This is a genomic window from Xanthomonas bonasiae, assembly GCF_017163705.1.
GTDB classification, from domain to species: Bacteria; Pseudomonadota; Gammaproteobacteria; order Xanthomonadales; family Xanthomonadaceae; genus Xanthomonas_A; species Xanthomonas_A bonasiae.
This window is the reverse complement of sequence record NZ_JAFIWB010000003.1, coordinates 169,763-185,175: the sequence shown is the minus strand read 5'-3', so window position 1 is coordinate 185,175 and position 15,413 is coordinate 169,763. Positions and strand designations below refer to the sequence as shown.

The 15,413-nt window shown below is 71.1% G+C and carries 14 protein-coding genes; all 14 read right to left on the bottom strand.

Annotated elements, in window-relative coordinates; genetic code table 11:
- Positions 1-18: 18 nt before the first annotated feature.
- The 14 genes from JR064_RS05475 to fliG all read right to left on the bottom strand — a co-directional run bounded on the left by JR064_RS05475 (position 19) and on the right by fliG (position 15,408).
- Positions 19-2,916, bottom strand: coding sequence for a ligand-binding sensor domain-containing diguanylate cyclase (locus tag JR064_RS05475; protein WP_241092869.1), 2,898 nt, complete (start codon positions 2,914-2,916; stop codon positions 19-21).
- A gap of 215 nt (positions 2,917-3,131) precedes the next feature.
- Positions 3,132-6,083 (bottom strand): ligand-binding sensor domain-containing diguanylate cyclase, encoded by a 2,952-nt coding sequence (locus JR064_RS05470; protein WP_338123864.1) that lies wholly within the window; start codon positions 6,081-6,083, stop codon positions 3,132-3,134.
- 135 nt (positions 6,084-6,218) lie between these two features.
- Complete coding sequence (gene fliR / locus JR064_RS05465) at positions 6,219-7,010, bottom strand: flagellar biosynthetic protein FliR (RefSeq protein WP_179564498.1); 792 nt, start codon at positions 7,008-7,010, stop codon at positions 6,219-6,221.
- A gap of 15 nt (positions 7,011-7,025) precedes the next feature.
- On the bottom strand, positions 7,026-7,295 hold the full coding sequence (locus JR064_RS05460; protein ID WP_145708136.1) for a flagellar biosynthetic protein FliQ: 270 nt from the start codon (positions 7,293-7,295) through the stop codon (positions 7,026-7,028).
- Positions 7,296-7,299: 4 nt separating this feature from the next.
- Positions 7,300-8,130 carry a flagellar type III secretion system pore protein FliP gene (gene fliP, locus JR064_RS05455; protein WP_206229051.1) on the bottom strand — a complete coding sequence of 277 codons (831 nt, stop codon included), beginning with the start codon at positions 8,128-8,130 and terminating at the stop codon, positions 7,300-7,302.
- A 2-nt stretch (positions 8,131-8,132) separates the two neighbouring features.
- On the bottom strand, positions 8,133-8,549 hold the full coding sequence (gene fliO, locus JR064_RS05450; protein WP_191826760.1) for a flagellar biosynthetic protein FliO: 417 nt from the start codon (positions 8,547-8,549) through the stop codon (positions 8,133-8,135).
- Positions 8,546-8,884 carry a flagellar motor switch protein FliN gene (gene fliN, locus JR064_RS05445; RefSeq protein WP_179564504.1) on the bottom strand — a complete coding sequence of 113 codons (339 nt, stop codon included), beginning with the start codon at positions 8,882-8,884 and terminating at the stop codon, positions 8,546-8,548. The genes fliO and fliN overlap by 4 nt, the downstream gene beginning before the upstream one ends.
- Entirely contained in the window at positions 8,881-9,888 is a 1,008-nt protein-coding gene (gene fliM / locus JR064_RS05440; RefSeq protein WP_179564506.1) for a flagellar motor switch protein FliM, read from the bottom strand. The genes fliN and fliM overlap by 4 nt, the downstream gene beginning before the upstream one ends.
- A gap of 12 nt (positions 9,889-9,900) precedes the next feature.
- On the bottom strand, positions 9,901-10,437 hold the full coding sequence (locus JR064_RS05435; protein WP_179564508.1) for a flagellar basal body-associated FliL family protein: 537 nt from the start codon (positions 10,435-10,437) through the stop codon (positions 9,901-9,903).
- 228 nt (positions 10,438-10,665) lie between these two features.
- Complete coding sequence (locus tag JR064_RS05430; protein ID WP_206229050.1) at positions 10,666-11,961, bottom strand: flagellar hook-length control protein FliK; 1,296 nt, start codon at positions 11,959-11,961, stop codon at positions 10,666-10,668.
- On the bottom strand, positions 11,958-12,425 hold the full coding sequence (gene fliJ, locus JR064_RS05425) for a flagellar export protein FliJ (protein WP_179564511.1): 468 nt from the start codon (positions 12,423-12,425) through the stop codon (positions 11,958-11,960). The genes JR064_RS05430 and fliJ overlap by 4 nt, the downstream gene beginning before the upstream one ends.
- Positions 12,426-12,428: 3 nt before the next feature.
- A complete protein-coding gene (locus JR064_RS05420) occupies positions 12,429-13,805 on the bottom strand; it encodes a FliI/YscN family ATPase (RefSeq protein ID WP_179564512.1) in 1,377 nt (458 codons plus the stop codon).
- Positions 13,802-14,422: a FliH/SctL family protein gene (locus JR064_RS05415; RefSeq protein ID WP_179564513.1), complete on the bottom strand. Its 621-nt coding sequence runs from the start codon at positions 14,420-14,422 to the stop codon at positions 13,802-13,804. Before JR064_RS05415 ends, JR064_RS05420 begins: the two co-directional genes overlap by 4 nt.
- Positions 14,419-15,408, bottom strand: coding sequence for a flagellar motor switch protein FliG (fliG, locus tag JR064_RS05410; RefSeq protein ID WP_179565591.1), 990 nt, complete (start codon positions 15,406-15,408; stop codon positions 14,419-14,421). The genes JR064_RS05415 and fliG overlap by 4 nt, the downstream gene beginning before the upstream one ends.
- Positions 15,409-15,413 lie beyond the last annotated feature (5 nt).

Here is a 15,413-nt window from a genome sequence, read left to right as displayed (position 1 = left end):
CCGCCGCGGCGCCTCTGCCTAGTCCTGCTGCAGTTCCACGCGATTGCGTCCCAGGCGCTTGGCCCGGTACAGCGCCTCGTCGGCACGGGCCAGCAACTGCTGCAGGTTCTCGCCCGGCCGGTACCAGGCCACGCCGATCGAGGCGGTGACCGCCAGGTTCTGCGTGCCGACCCGCAGCGGATGCCCGGAGACCGCCACGCGCAGGTCCTGCAGCCGCTCGTGGGACGGGATCGGCAGTCCGGGCAGCACGCCCAGCAGTTCCTCGCCGCCGTAGCGGCCGATCAGGTCCGATTCGCGCAGATTGCTGTTCAGGCGCTGCGCGACCTTGGTCAGTACCGCGTCGCCGATCAGGTGGCCGTGCGTGTCGTTGATGCGCTTGAAGTGGTCCAGGTCGATCATCGCCACCGCCAGCGGCCAGCCTTCGGCCAGGCTGTGCCGCATCTGCGCGGCCAGCGCATCGAGGATGCCGGCGCGGTTGAGCAGGCCGGTCAGGGAGTCGTGCGAGGCCTTCACCGCCAGCGCGGCGCGGGCGATCTCCAGTTCGCGCTTGTCGTGCTCCAGTTCCTGGGTGCGCAGCGCGACCAGGTCGGCCAGGTGGCGCTCGCGCTGGCGCAGGCGGCCCTCGCGCCAATGCAGCGCGGCGATCGCCAGCCCGCCGCCGAGCAGCGCGTACAGCGCCAGCATGGTCTGGCTGCGCCACCACACCGGCGCCACCGAGAACGCCACCCGCACCGGCGCTGAGGCGCTGTGCCGGTAGGCGTCGAGCAACTGCAGTTCGAACGTGTAGTCGCCCGGCGCCAGCGGCGGGTGCTCGATCTCGAAGTTGGGCGTGTAGATCCAGCGCGTGTGCGCGCCTTCGAAGCGGTAGCGCAGCGAAACCCGGTTGCGGTCGTCGTACAGGTCCGGCGATCCGGCCTCGATGTGCAGCGGTTCCTCGTTCCAGGGCAGGCGCGCGCCGGCCGCGATCGGATGGCCGCCGCGGCTGAATTCGCTCAGCATCACCCCTGGCGCGTTGGCCTGGAACAGGCGCGGCGGGGCCAGGATATGGCTGACGCCCTTGCTGGTACCGATCCACACCGAGCCGTCGTGGTCCTCGAAGAACGCCGATTCGGAGATGTCGTCCCACAGCAGCCCCTGCGACTGGGTCAGGCGCGACCAGCGGCGGCCGTCGTAGACGTCCACGCCCTGGTTGTGGCCGATCCAGATCCAGCCGTTGCGGGTGCGCCGAATCAGGTAGATCTGCAGTTCGCGCTGCTCGGGCTGGGCGCTCGGCCGCAACTGCAGGGTGTCGCCGTCGAGCCGGCCCTGCCACACGCCCGGGTTGTACAGCGCGGCCCAGACCTGGCCGTCTTCCTGGATCAGCAGCTTGCTGACCCACGGCTGCGCCGGCTTGCCGTCCAGCTGCAGCCGGATCGGGGTCCAGGTGTCGCCGCGCAGCCGGAACACGCCGGCCGCGCCGGCCAGCCACAGGGTGCCGTCGCGGCGCTGCTGGATGTCCGAGTACTCGCCGGCGGGCAGTGCCTGCACCCGCTGCGGCACGTCGTCGGACTGCGGCCGCTGCAGCAGGTACAGCCCATCCGCGGCGAGGATCCAGATCCGGCCGTCGGCATCCAGGAACACCCGCCTGATCGAGCCGCCCAGGCGCGGATAGCTGCGCAGCAGGCGGCCGTGGCGATCGTGGTGGCGCAGTTCGCCCAGCGAGCCCAGGCTCCACAGCGATCCGTCCGCCGCGATCTGCAGGCTGATGACCTGCAGCCCGGCATCCGCCAGCCAGGGCTGGAAGCGCTGGTCGGGACGGCGTTGGCGGTTGATGCCGGCTTCGTTGCCGAGCAGCAGCGCGCCGTCGCCGTTGCGCAGGATGCTCCAGGTCGGCGCGGTGCTCATGCCTTGCGAGACGTCCCAGTTCTCGATCCAGCCGTAGCCGTTCCAGCGCACCACGCCTTCGCCGTCCACCGTCATCCACAGGTCGCCGGCGCGGTCGAACAGCAGCACCACGATGCCGCCGTCGGGCAGGCCGTTGCTGCGGTCGAACTGGCGCCAGTGGCCATGTTCCCAGCGCGCCAGGCCCTGGCCGGTGCGGACCAGCACGCGCCCCTGCGGATCGAGCAGGATCTGCGCCTGGCCGACCACCTGGCGCTGGCCGGCGCCGGGCGGGGGCCGCGCGACGAAACGCTCGGCCGCGGCCGGCAACTGCATCACGTGGTGGTCGCCGCGCAGCCACAGCGCGCCGTCGTGGTCGCGCACGACATGGCGCCAGCGATCGGGCGGCAGGCCCTGCGCCTGGCCGTAGACCGTCACCGAACCATCGGCGGCGACCCGGCACAGCTCCTGGTCGCAGCCCAGCCACAGCGTGTCGGCTTCGCTCTGCGCCGCAGCGAGCTTGCCGAGCTGCGGCAGCCGCGCCAGGGTCGCCGCGTCGAACAGCGGCCGCAGCCGCCAGCGGCCGTCGCTGGCGGGCACCGCGCGCAGCGCCTGCTGGCCGTTGAGCAGCACCATGCCCCAGGGGGCGCTGGCCAGGCGCAGCTTGTTCTTGTGCAGCGGTCCGGTCTCCTGCGCGGTCAGCCGGCGCAGTTGGGTGCCGTCGCCGACATAGAGCGCGTCGAAGGTGGCCACCCACAACCGGTGCTCGGCGTCCTCGGTCGCGGCGCTGATGAAATGGCCGCGCTGCCCCTGCAGCGGCACCTGTTCGAAGCGATGGCCATTGAAGCGGTACAGCCCGCTCTCGGTGCACACCCACAGGCTGCCGTCGCCGGTCTGCAGCAGGCAGGTGTCGGCCAGGCCGAGCAGGCCCTGGTCGTGGGCGTAGCGGCGCAACGGAATCGACTGCGCACGGGCGACGCCGGCCGACAGCAGTTCCAGGGCCAGCCACAGCAGCAGGGCCTGCAGCGGCCACAGGCCGCGCCGGCGCGCGCGCATGCCGGGCCCCTCAGCCGCCGCGTGTGCCGCGGCAGTCATCGGCGGGGGCTGGCAGGAAATCCGACATCGCGTACGGCACCGGGCAAGAAGTGGAGAAGGAGCGCGACCGTTGCGTGCCGTGGTCGCAGCGGTCGGCGGCCGTGGCGCTGCGCGCGCGGCGCGTCGCTCGCTGTCTGTTATCGGCCGCGCCGCGGCCGGGCTTGAGCCGGCGCCGCTCAGCGCGGCACGCTGGCTCCCAGGGCCGGGTCCAGATGCAATTCGATCCGGTTGCGGCCGCCGTGCTTGGCCCGGTACAGCGCGTCGTCGGCGCGGCTGAGCAGCTGTTGCACCGACTCGCCCTCGCGGTACCAGGCCACGCCGATCGAGGCGGTGACCTCGAGCAGGCCGGCGTCGGTGAGGAACGGGGTGGCGCCGATCACCTGGTGCAGGGCGCGCAGCCGGCTCTGCGCCGGCGGCGACAGGCCCGGCAGCACCGCCAGCAGTTCCTCGCCGCCGTAGCGGCCGATCAGGTCGGCACCGCGCAGGTTGGCGTTCATGCGCCGCCCGACCCGCGCCAGCACCGCATCGCCGATCAGATGGCCGTGCTGGTCGTTGATCTGCTTGAAGTGGTCCAGATCGATCATCGCTACCGCCAACGGGCTGCCGTCGTCCTGGCAACGCTGGATCTGCACCGCCAGCGCGTCGAGGATGCCGACGCGGTTGAGCAGGCCGGTGAGGTCGTCGCGCACCGACTTCAGCGCCAGCGTGGCACGCGCCTGCTCCAGTTCGCGCTTGTCGTGCTCCAGTTCCTGGGTGCGCTCGGCGACCAGGCGCGCCAGGGTGCGCTCGCGCACCAGCAACTGCTTCACCCGCCAGCGCCAGACCACGGTCAGCAGCAATGCCGCCGCCAGCAGGTACGCCATCCATGCCAGCGGGCTGCGCCACCACGGCGGCATGATCGAGAATTCCAGGCGCACCAGGTTGCTGCGGGTGCGCTGGCGTTCGTCCAGCGCCTGCACCTCCAGCGCGTAGCGGCCGGGCGAGAGCAGGGTGTAGCTGAGATGCGCCTGCTGGGTGCCGGCCCATTGCTCCTGCAGGCCCTCGAGGCGGTAGCGGAAGCCGATGCTGTCGCTGCCGCCGACCGCGCCGGGGGCCGAGAAGGCGAACTCGATCGGCTGCTGCGACCACGGCAGCTGTGCGCCGGCGGTGACCGGTTTGCCGGCGCGGGTGGCGCGCAGCAAGCGCAGCTGCAGCGGCCGCACGGCGAACAGCCGCGCCGGGTCCAGGATCTGGCTGACGCCCTTGCTGTTGCCGATCCACACCGAGCCGTCGTTGTCCTCGAAGAACGCCGATTCGGAGGTGTCGTCCCACAGCAGTCCGTCGGCCTGGGTGACCCGGATCCAGCGCCCGCCCGACCACAAATCCAGGCCCTGGCTGCTGCCGACCCACAACCGTTGCTGCCGGTCCTGGCGCAGCACGTAGGGCACGATCCGCGCCAGCAGCGGGTCGTCCACCTTGCGCAGCGACAGGCTGGCGCTGCGCGGGTCGAAGCGCCCGCGCCAGATCCCGACATCGTCGAACGACAGCAAGGCTTCGTCGCTGGCGTCGATGCTGAACTTGTCCAGTTCCGCATCCGGCAGCGCGGCGCCGCGCAGGCGGATCGACTGCCAGCCCTGCGCCTGGCGCAGGTACAGGCCGTTCTTGCCGACCAGCCAGAAGCGGCGGCGCGCATCGTAGCCGCCGCCGACGAACTGGTCGCGCGGCACGTCGCGCGCCGGCCGTGCGCTGGATTCGCCCGGCGGCAGCAGGAACATGCCGCGGGTGGTCAACAGCCACAGCGTGCCGGCGTCGTCGAAGAACATCCATTTCAGCGCCGACAGCACCTTGGTCCGCTCCAGCATGCGGCCGCTGCCGCGATCCAGCTGCAGCACCCGCCCGGACGACTGGCCCAGCCACAGGCTGCCGTCGGCGGCATCGATCAGTTGCACCGTCTGCCGCAACGCCTGCCCGTCGCGGTCGGTCAGCGGCAGCATGCGCCCGCTGTCGGCGTCGAGCACGTTGGCGCCCATTTCGCTGCCGACGTACAGGCGGCCGTCGCCGCGGCTGCGCAGGATCGACCAGGTCGGCCCGGTCGCCAGTCCCTGCGGTTCCTCCCAATGCTGGATCAGCCCGTAGCCCAGCCAGCGCTGCACGCCGCGGCCGCGGGTGCCCATCCACAGGCGGCCTTGGCGATCGCTGAGCATCGGGGAAATGTTGGCCGCCAGCGCGCCCAGGCCCTGCGCACGCTCGAACGCGCGCCAATGCCCGCCTTCCCAGCGCAGCAGGCCGGTGTCGCTGCGGGTCAGTACGCGGCCGGCGGCGTCCTCGACCAGGTTGATGCCCACCGCCATGGTCGACAGGCTGCTGCCCGGCGGCGGCGGCCGCTCGGCGAAGCCCGCCGCGCCGGCGGGCCAGGCCAGCACGTGGTGGATGCCGCGCGCCCACAGCGTGCCGTTGCGGTCGCGCAGCAGCGCCAGCCAGCTGTCGTCGGGCACGCCCTCGGCGCGGCCGAGCCGCTGCAGGCGGCCTTGCGCATCCAGCCGGCACAGCTGGCGGCCGCAGCCCAGCCACAGCGCCTCGCCGATCGCGGTGACGCTGGAGATCTCGGCCAGGGGCGCACCGTCGGCGGTGCGCAGCGGCGCGACCTGCCAGCCGCCAGCGGCGCCAGCGGCGATCCGCAGCGGCTGTTTGCCGCTCAGCGCCACGATGGCGTCGCCGAACGCCGCCAGCGATTGCCCCTGGTCGATCCGCAGGCGGCGCCCGTCGGCGCCGGGCACGGCGGCGAAGCGGCGCCCGTCGCCGACGTACAGCGCATTGGACGCGCCGACCCACATGCGTTGCCGGCGGTCCTCGGCGATCGAATAGACCAGCGGACTGCCGAAGCCGGCATCGGTGCCGACCTGTTCGAAGCGTTCGCGCTCGTAGCGGTGCAGGCCCAGTTCGGTGCAGGCCCAGACCACGCCGTGCCGATCGGCGTACAGGCAATTGATGCTCAGGCCCTGCAGGCCGTCGGCCTGCGCGTAGTCGCGGAAACTGTATTCCTGCGCCGGGGCGGCGCTGATGCAGGCGCATAGCGCGAGCAGGGCGGCGAGCCGCCATGCGATGCCGCGCGACGGGGAGGGCGACAGCGGCGGGTGGCTGTTCGGCACGGCGATGACTGGCGTCCCCGGAAGGCGCTGCGCGGCGGTAAGTGCTGCACGCGCAACACCGTTGGAAAGGATATCGGCGCAGCCGCACGGGGCTTGAATGCGCAAGGCCCGGCAGCGCGCCTGCGCCCGCGTAGTCTAGGCGGTGACCTGCCGGGCGGCGTCAAAGGCGGCATCGAACAGGCGCTGCACCGGCGGCCCCATCTCGCCGACCAGCACCGCCAGCAGCGCCAGGCCGATCACCACCGCTACCGGCAGGCCGAGCTGGATCGGATTCAGCGCCGGCGCGGCCTTGGCCAGCGCGCCGAACGCCAGGTTCACCGCCAGCATCGCCACCATCACCGGCAGCGCCAGGGTCACCGCGCCGCGCATCATGCTCATGAAGAAGTCCGGCGCCACCGAGGCCATCGCCTGCGCATCCGGCAGCGCATTGCCGATCGGCAGCGCCTTGTAGCTGTCCACCAGCAGCTGCACCACGGCCAGGTGGCCGTTGGCGGTGAAGAACAGCAGGCCGAAGGCCAGGTAGAACCATTGCCCGATCACCCCGGAGGTGACCCCGCGCAGCGGATCGGCCATCTGCGCGAAGCCCAGGCCGGTGCTCTGCGAGACCAGTTCGCCGGCCAGCGCGCCGGCCTCGAAGATCAGCCGCAGCATGAAGCCCATGCTCGCGCCCACCGCCAGTTCGCGCGCCACGCTCAGCACCACCGCGGCGTCGAAGCCGTTCCAGTCCGGCACCGGCGGCAGCAGCGGCGCCAGCGCCATCGCCAGCGTCGCCGCCAGCATCACCCGCACCCGCGCCGGCACCGCGCGGGTGCCGACCAGCGGCATCGCCATCAGCATCGCGCCGATGCGCAGCATGGTCCACAGGATCGCCCCGACCATCGCGAAGGCCTGCTGGCCATCGATGACCATTTGCGTTGCGGAATCCATGGCGCTGGCGACCCGCTAGCCGATCAGATGCGGAATGCGCTGGAACAGCATGGTGGTGTATTCGACCAGGTGCGCCAGCAGCATGCTGCCGGTGGCGAACAGCATCGCGGTCAGGGTGATGACCTTGGCGATGAAGGCGATGGTCGGTTCGTTGAGCTGGGTGGCGGCCTGGAACACGCCGATCACCACGCCCACCACCAGCATCGACAGCAGCAACGGGCCGGCCACCCACAACACGGTGATCAGGCCGCCGCGCAATTCGGTCAGGGCCAATTCGGGACTCATCGGCTCAGACTCCGTTGAAGCTGGCGGCGAGGGTGCCGACGGTCAGCACCCAGCCGTCGACCAGCACGAACAGCAGGATCTTGAACGGCGCCGAGACCAGCATCGGCGACATCATCATCATGCCCATCGACATCAGCACGCTGGCCACCACCAGGTCGATGATCACGAACGGGATGAAGATCAGGAAGCCGATCTCGAACGCGGTCTTCAGCTCCGAGGTCACGAACGAGGCCACCAGCACCGGGAACGGGATCGCGTCGGGGCTGCTGTAGGTGCCGTTGCCGGCCATGCCGGCGAAGGTCATCAGGTCGGCCTCGCGGATCTGCGCCAGCATGAACGCGCGCAGCGGCTGGGTGGTCAGGGTCCACGCGGTCTGGAAGTCGAGCTGGCCGTTGAGGTAGGGGCTCATGCCCTGGCCCCAGGCCTTTTCCCACACCGGCATCATCACCAGCGCGGTCAGGAACAGCGCCAGGCCCATCAGCACCTGGTTGGACGGGGTCTGCCCGGTGCCCATCGCCTGGCGCAGCAGGCCGAGCACGATGGTGATGCGGGTGAACGCGGTCAGCACCAGCAGCATCGACGGCAGCAGGGTGATCGCGGTCATCAGCAGCAGGGTCTGCAGCGGCAGGCTCACCGGCTGCGCGCCGACCTTGCCGACGTTCACTTCCGGCAGCGAGGGCAGGGTCGGGGCGGCGTTCTGCGCGGCCGGCGCGGCCGGCGCGGCGGGCGCGGTCGGCGCGGCCTGGGCCCAGCCCAGCGCCGGCAGCAGGCTCAGCGTCAGCAGGATCAGCAGCAGGCGCAGGCCGCGCGCATAACGGTTCCAACGAGGCAACATGATCATTTGTCCTTGCGCAGCTTCTGCGCCAGCAGCTGGGCGAAATCGGGGAGGTTCTTGAGCTGCTTGAGGTTCGGCAGCGACGGCGCCGGCGCTTGCGGCAGCGGCTCGGGCAGGCGATGCAAGGTGCGTACCCCGCCCGGCGACACGCCCAGCAGCAACTGCTCGCCGTTGACCTCGACCACCACCACGCGCTCCTTGGCGCCGACCGCCAGGCTGGCCACCACGCGCAGGCCCTCGGCCGGGCGGAAGCCGCTGCCGGGCAGGCGCTTGAGCACCCAGGCCATGCCCAGGATCAGCCCCAGCACCAGCAGCAGCGCGAACACCGCGCCGATCAGGCTGGGCGGCGAGGGCGCGGCGCTGCCGACGCCCGAGGCCGATTTGGCCGCCTGGGTGGCGGCCGCGAGCAATAGGCTCACCGCAGCCTCCGGATGCGTTCGCTGGGGCTGACCACGTCGGTCAGGCGCACCCCGAAGCGGTCGTTGATCGTCACCACCTCGCCGTGCGCGATCAGGGTGCCGTTGACGTACACGTCCAGCGGCTCGCCGGCGCCGCGCTCCAGTTCCACCACCGAGCCCTGGTTGAGCTGCAGCAGGTTGCGGATCGGAATGCGGTTGCGCCCGACTTCCAGCGACAGCGTCACCGGCACGTCCAGGATCATGTCCAGATTCAGCTCGTTGCCGTCGCTGCCGGTTTCCGGCTGCAGGCTGTCGAATTGGGTCGGGACCGGCTCGGGGATTTCGTTCTGGCTCATGACGCGTCTTCCTGAAGGGCGGGGCGGCGGCGCAGCGCGCCCGGGGGTTGGGTCGAAGTGATCTTCACGGCGTTCTGGCCGCGGGAAATGCCGAACTCGCCGGTGAACACCGGGATGTTCTCCACGCACAGCGGCACTTGCTTGGGCAGCTCGATCGGCAGCACGTCGCCGATCTTCAGCCGGGTCAGCTCGCGCAGGGTCATCTGCTTCTGCGCCAGCACGCTGGAGATGGTGACCTCGGCGGTGTTGAGCTGCTCGCGCAGCATGATGTTCCAGCTCTCGTCGCGGTCCACGCGGTCGCTCTGGATGCCGGCGTCGAGCAGTTCGCGGATCGGCTCCAGCATCGAGTACGGCAGGGTGATGTGGATCTCGCCGCCGCCGCCTTCCAGCTCCACGTGGAAGCGGCTGACCACCACGTACTCGCGCGGGGTGACGATGTTGGCGAAGTGCGGGTTGACCTCGGAGTTGAGGTACTCGAACTCCACCTCCATCACCGGCGCCCAGGCCTCGTGCAGGTCGGCGAAGGTCTGCTTGAGCATCAGCTGGATCACCCGCATCTCGGTCGGGGTGAATTCGCGGCCTTCGATGCGGGTGGGATAGCGGCCGTCGCCGCCGAAGAAGTTGTCGACCACGGTGAACACCAGGGTCGGTTCGAACACGATCAGGCCGGTGCCGCGCAGCGGCTTGAACTTGATCAGGTTCAGGTTGCTCGGCACGTACAGCGAGTGCATGTAGTCGTTGAACTTGATCAGGTCGATGCCGCGCACCGACAGGTCGGCCGAGCGCCGGATCAGGTTGAACAGGCCGATCCGCCACAGCCGCGCGAAGCGCTCGTTGACCATCTCCAGGGTCGGCATGCGCCCGCGGATGATCCGGTCCTGGCTGGAGAAATCGTACTGGCGCGCTTCGCCGGGCGCCGGCGGCGCCGGCCCGGTGTCCACCGCGCCGGCATCGACGCCATGCAATAGCGCATCGATCTCGTCTTGGGAAAGCAGGTCGGTCATCGCGGCGGCGCCTTACTGGGTCACGAAGCTGGTGAACAGCAGGTCTTCCACGCACTTCTTGCCGGTCTCGGCGGTCATCAGCTTCTGCGCGTCGGCCAGCGCCGCGGCCTGCAGCTTCTTGCGCCCGGCGATGTCGGCGATGTCCTGCGCCTGCACCTGCGAGAACAGCATCAGCAGGTGCGCGCGGATCGCCGGCGCGTTCTCGGTGATCAGCTTCAGCTCTTCCGGGTCGCGGGTCATCAGCTGCACTTCCATCTGCAGGTAGTGCGGACCCTCGTCGGGGCTGCCGTTGAGATTGACCACGAACGCCGGGTCCATCGCGAAGTACTGCGCCGGCTTGGGCAGCTCGGCGGTCTTGGCCGCGGCCTTGCCATGGGCGGCATCGGGCTTCTTCAGGAAGAACCAGGCGCCGGCGCCGCCGCCGCCCAGCACCAGCACCGCGGCGATGACGATGATCAGCAGCTTCTTCTTCGACTTGCCGCCCTCCGGGGCCTCTTTGGCGTCCTTGGCGTCGGCGGATTTCTTGGATTTGTCGGCTGCTGCTGCCACGGATGGGCTCCTTAAGGGGGGACTCTGCCCCTAAGGATGCAATCGGCGTGCCGAAACGGCGGGATGGACTCGCCGGATATTTGACGGTGGCCGCGACGGCCGATGGATGCGGCTTTTTGTGGGACGGAGTTCAACCCCGACGGGCTCGATCGGCGACCCGCGTCGGGGCTGACGCCCCTCCCACAAGCAGCGGTTTGCGGCCGAGGCCGCCGCGATGCTGCGGTCGGCTTACGCGTAGGCGTCGAGCAGGCCGCGCTGGCGCAGCACCACCGACGGAATCCCGACGTTGCCCAGCAGCTCGTCGCCAACGCCGCCGCCGGCATTGCCGGCGTTCGACCCGCTGCCTTGGCGGGCGTTCTGCGAGGCCTGCTGTTGCTGCTGGCCGACGTCGGCCTGGCCGAGCTGGAAGCCGTGCTGGCCGAGCATGTCGCGCAGCCGCGGCAGGCTGTTCTCCAGCGCCTGGCGCACTTCGGGCTGGGCGCTGCTGAAGCTGGCGTTGACCTGGTCGCCGTTCAGATGCAGGCGCACCTCGACCGGGCCCAGGTCGGCCGGGCTGAGCTTGATGTGCGCGTGGCCGATCTTCTGGTCCGCCAGCCAGCTCATGCGCGCGCCGAGTTCGTCGTCGAAGTTGTCGCCGTGCAGGTTCGGGGTCGGGGTCGGCGAGCCGGTGAACGGCGCGGCGGTGTCGGCGCTGCGCGCCGGCGCGTGGATCCCGGCCGTGGCCAGCAGGTTGATCGGATCGGTGCCGGTGCTGGCCACATCGCTGCCGCTGTCGGCGCTCTTGTCGGTGGCGGTCGCCAGCGCCGCCAGTGCGGCGACCGGGGCCGTGGCATCGCCGCCGCTGGCGGCCTGCGCCGCGGCCCCGGCGACCTGCGCCAGCATGCCGCCGAAGCCGGTGGCGCTGGCGCCGCTGTTGGCCGCGGCGGTGGCCGGCGCGGCGGCGGTCGCGGCCGCACCGGCGGCGGTATCGGCGCCGGCCGCCGCGGCCAGGGTGTCGCCGCCGAGCAACGCGGCCACGCCCTGGGCGGCGGCGCCGGCGACGCCGATCGCCAGCCCGGCCGCGCCCAGCGGGCCGGCGCTCGCCGCCGGCAGCGCGGCAGCGAGCGTCGGCAACAGGCTCATGCCGATGCCGGCCAGGCCCGCCGGCGGCCAGCCGGCGTCTTCCTCGCCGTCCTCGCCTTTCTTGGCGGCGGCCTTGCTGTCCTTGCTCGGCGCCTTGCTGTCCTCGCTGCTCTTTTCGCTGTCGCGGGCGGCCTGGTTGCCGGCCTGCGCGCTGCGCGCCGGTTCGCTGGCGTTGTCGTCCGCCGCCTCCGGCCGCTTCGCCGCCGCGTCCTTGTCGGCGGATGCCTGCTGCGACTTGGCGCTCGACCGCGGCGCCGGCTTCGGCGCGGCGCGCGCGCTGTCGTCGCCGAGCAGCTTGTCGAAGTCCTGGCCGCCGCTGCGGTCGCGGCCCTGGGTGTCGGCGCTGTTGCCGGAGGCGCTGGCGCGGGCGTTGCCGCCCAGCGCGGAAAGTGCGTTGCTCATCGGCTGTCTCCGTTGTCGTTGTCGCTGTCGGCCGCGGCCACCGCCAGGCGCACCCGGCGCGCGCCGAGGTCGTCCATCTCGCGCTGGCTGCGGCGGTCGTCGACCTTGCGTTCCTGGGCGCGGTAGCTGGCCGCCAGTTGTTCCAGTACCTGCTTGTCGCGGCTGGCCAGCAACAGCCGGCTGCGCTCCATTTCCACCTTCTCGCGATTGCGGTCCACGGTCTGGCACTGCTGCTGCACCGCGCTTTCCAGGCGATCCAGGAACGCGCGGCGGTTGGCCAGTTGCGCCAGGCTGGTCGCGGCCATCTGGCTGTTGGCGTATTCCTCGGCGTAGCGGCGCAGTTCTTCCAGCCGCGACTCGTGGGTCTCCAGCGCGCGCTGGCGCTCGGCCAGGTCGCGGGCGACCTCGTCCTCGTGCTGCTGGGCGCGGCGGAGCAGGGGATCGATACGCTGTGATTGCATCATGGCTTAGTTCTCACGTTCGACCAGGCGCTTCAACGCGGCCTGGCTGTGGGGCAGATCTGCGGCCTTGGCGACATCCTGTCCGAGGAATTCCATGATTTCGGGCCAACGCTCCAGCGCCTCGTCCACGGCCGCATCGTTGCCGCGCTGGTAGGCGCCGATGGTGATCAGGTCGCGGTTGGCCGAGTACGCCGAGACCAGCCGCTTCAGCGCGCGGATGCGCAGCCGCCACGGCTCGTCGGCGATGTCCTGGACCACGCGGCTGACCGAGGATTCGACGTCGATGGCCGGATACAGGCCGCTGTCGGCGACGCGCCGCGACAGCAGGATGTGGCCGTCGAGGATGGCGCGGGCGGCGTCGGCGATCGGATCCTGCGGATCGTCGCCTTCGGTCAGCACGGTGTAGAAGGCGGTGATCGAGCCGCGGCCCTTGGCGCCGTTGCCGGCGCGCTCGACCAGCGCCGGCAGCTTGGCGAACACCGACGGCGGGTAGCCGCGGGTGGTCGGCGGTTCGCCGACCGACAGGCCGATCTCGCGCTGCGCCTGGGCGAAGCGGGTCAGCGAGTCCATCAGCAGCAGCACGTTCAGGCCCTGGTCGCGGAACCATTCGGCGATCGCGGTGGCGCGGTAGGCGCCGTGCAGGCGCGCCAGCGGCGGGCGGTCGGCCGGCGCGGCCACGACCACGGCGCGGCGCAGGCCTTCCTCGCCCAGCGTGGTCTCGACGAAATCGCGCACTTCGCGGCCGCGTTCGCCGATCAGCCCGACCACGATCACGTCGGCGGCGGTGTAGCGGGTCATCATCCCGAGCAGGGTGGACTTGCCGACGCCGGAGCCGGCGAACAGGCCCACGCGCTGGCCGCGGCCGATCGGCAGCAGCGCGTTGATCGCGCGCACGCCCACGTCCAGCGGCATGGTGATCGGCTCGCGCGCCAGCGGATTGATCGAGATGCCGGCCATGCCGACCGAGCCTTCGGCGCGGATCGGGCCCTTGCCGTCCAGCGGCACGCCGTCCGAATCGATGACCCGGCCGAGCAGGCCTTCGCCCACTTCCACGCCGCCGCGGCGGCGCACCGGCACCACCCGCGCGTTGGGCAGCAGGCCATGGGTTTCGGCGCTGGGCATCAGCGAGGTGCGTTCGCCGGAGAAGCCGACCACTTCGGCATCGACCCAGCCGCCGTCGACCTCGACCTTGCAGGTGGCGCCCATCGGCGCCTCGCAGCCGACCGCTTCCAGGGTCAGCCCGACCGCGCGGCGCAGGATGCCTTCGCGGATCAGGCCGCGGCCGGCGGCGGCGTCCAGGTCGAGCTGGCCCAGGCGCGAGGCCAGGCGCAGGTTGCGCGCGTCCAGCCAGTCGGCCGGATGGGTGCCGGACAGCGCGCTCACAGGCCGGCTCCGGACTTGCGCATCACCGTCTCCAGCGCCGCGCGCAGGCGCGCTTCCAGGGTGCCGTCGATGCGCACCGCTTCGGCATGCACGCGCAGGTCGCCGCGGCTCAGGGTCAGGTCCGGCACCAGCCGGGTGCCGTCGGCCATCGAGGCCAGCAGCGGGGTCAGCGCGGCGATGTCGTCCGGATGCAGGCGCACCTCGACCTCGCGGCGCGCGCCGCCGACCGCGTCCAGCGCTTCGCCGACCAGGTCCGCCAGCAGCGCCGGATCGGCCTCGTAGGCGCGGCCGACCAGGCTGCCGGCTATGCGCACCGCCAGTTCGCCGAGCGCGCCGACCACTTCGTTTTCCAGCCGCGCCAGCGGCCGCGAGAAATTGTCCAGGATGCCTTCGATCTGCGCGGTCAGGCGGCGGATCTCGGCCTGGCCCTGGGCCAGGCCCTCGCTGTGGCCGCGCTCGAAGCCTTCGAGCTGCGCGGCCGCCTCGATCGCCTGGATGTCTTCCAGGCTGGGCGGACGCAAGACCGGCTCTTCGGGCAGGGCGTCCTCGAACTGCGGCTCGGGTACCGGCGCGGCGTTGAGCTCCGGCGCGAACCAGCGCACCACGTTGCCGCTCATACCATCGCCTCCGCACCGGCGCCGCCGAGGCTGATCACGCCTTCATCGGCCAGCCGGCGCACGATGGTGAGGATTTCCTTCTGCGCGCCCTCCACGTCGGCCAGGCGCACCGGACCGCGCGCTTCCATGTCCTCGAGCAGGATTTCGGCGGCGCGCTGCGACATGTTCTTGGTGATCTTCTCGCGCACCTTGATGTCGGCGCCGCGCAGGGCCAGGCCGAGGCGGTCGCCGCTGACTTCGCGCAACAGGGTCTGCAGCGCGCGGTCTTCCAGTTCGACCAGGTTGTCGAACACGAACATCAGGTCCTGGATGCGGGTGCTGAGCTCGGCGTCGATCTTGCCGATCGCCGCCAGCACGCCCTGGTCCTGGCCGCTGTCCATGAAGTTGAGGATGTTGGCGGCGACCTTGACCCCGCCGACGTTGGACGACTTCAGGCCCTGGTTGCCGGAGAACTGCCGCTCCATGATCTCGTTGAGTTCGTTCAACGCGTTCGGCGGGATGCCGTCGAGGGTGGCGATGCGCATCAGCACGTCGGCGCGCACGCGCTCGGGCAGCAGCTTCAGCGCCTCGGCGGCCTGGTCGCTGTCCAGGTGCGCCATGACGATGGCGATGATCTGCGGGTGTTCGTTGCGCACCAGGTCGGCGACCGCGCGTGGGTCCATCCACTTCAGCGTGTCCAGGCCGGTGGTGTTGCGGCCGAGCAGGATGCGGTCGATCAGGCCGCCGGCCTTGTCCGCGCCCAGCGCCTGCACCAGCACGTTGCGGATGTAGTCGTCGGCGCCCACGCCCAGCGAGGTCTTGCTGCCGAGTTCGTTGTTGAACTCGTCCATGACCTTCTCGACCTGGTCGCGCGAGATGCCGCTCATGGTCGCCATGGCGATGCCGATCTTCTGCACCTCCTTGGGGTCCATGTGCTTGAGCACCTCGGCCGCGTCGGCTTCGCCGAGCGACAGCAGCAGCACCGCGGCGCGCTGCACTCCATTGATTGCAC

What these genes read in the sequence shown, in the direction of transcription:
- fliJ (WP_179564511.1), bottom strand. Translation starts at nt 12,425, where the DNA reads ATGATGCAATCACAGCGTATCGATCCCCTGCTCCGCCGCGCCCAGCAG.
- fliN (WP_179564504.1), bottom strand. Translation starts at nt 8,884, where the DNA reads ATGAGCCAGAACGAAATCCCCGAGCCGGTCCCGACCCAATTCGACAGC.
- fliM (WP_179564506.1), bottom strand. Translation starts at nt 9,888, where the DNA reads ATGACCGACCTGCTTTCCCAAGACGAGATCGATGCGCTATTGCATGGC.
- JR064_RS05475 (WP_241092869.1), bottom strand. Translation starts at nt 2,916, where the DNA reads ATGCGCGCGCGCCGGCGCGGCCTGTGGCCGCTGCAGGCCCTGCTGCTG.
- JR064_RS05460 (WP_145708136.1), bottom strand. Translation starts at nt 7,295, where the DNA reads ATGAGTCCCGAATTGGCCCTGACCGAATTGCGCGGCGGCCTGATCACC.
- fliR (WP_179564498.1), bottom strand. Translation starts at nt 7,010, where the DNA reads ATGGATTCCGCAACGCAAATGGTCATCGATGGCCAGCAGGCCTTCGCG.
- fliP (WP_206229051.1), bottom strand. Translation starts at nt 8,130, where the DNA reads ATGTTGCCTCGTTGGAACCGTTATGCGCGCGGCCTGCGCCTGCTGCTG.
- JR064_RS05430 (WP_206229050.1), bottom strand. Translation starts at nt 11,961, where the DNA reads ATGAGCAACGCACTTTCCGCGCTGGGCGGCAACGCCCGCGCCAGCGCC.
- JR064_RS05415 (WP_179564513.1), bottom strand. Translation starts at nt 14,422, where the DNA reads ATGAGCGGCAACGTGGTGCGCTGGTTCGCGCCGGAGCTCAACGCCGCG.